Genomic DNA, 258 nt, shown 5'->3' on the forward strand with positions numbered 1-258 from the left:
CGAGGCGGATCTGGGTGACGGCGATGCGGTGCAGGGCGGCGTTGAGTTGGCGGTTGCCTGAGCGGGTCATGCGCACCCGCCCGGCGGTGTTGCCTGACCACACCGGGACTGGCGCGACTCCGGCGTGACGGGCGAAGGCGGCCTCGCTTTTGAACCGGGTCACCCCGGCGGATTCGCCGACCAGTTTGGCCGCGGTCAACGCCCCGCAGCCGGGAAGAGAAAGCAGGGCCGAGGCGATGGGGCGCACTTGCTGGCCGA

Annotated in this window: 1 protein-coding gene; it reads right to left on the reverse strand. The window is 71.3% G+C overall.

What is annotated here, in order from left to right; genetic code table 11:
• Nucleotides 1-258, reverse strand: a 258-nt coding sequence (locus F0Q45_RS27250) for a transposase (protein WP_149656729.1), incomplete at both ends; no start/stop codon positions are given.

This window comes from Mycobacterium simiae, from assembly GCF_008370645.1.
Classification (GTDB): domain Bacteria; phylum Actinomycetota; class Actinomycetes; order Mycobacteriales; family Mycobacteriaceae; genus Mycobacterium; species Mycobacterium simiae_A.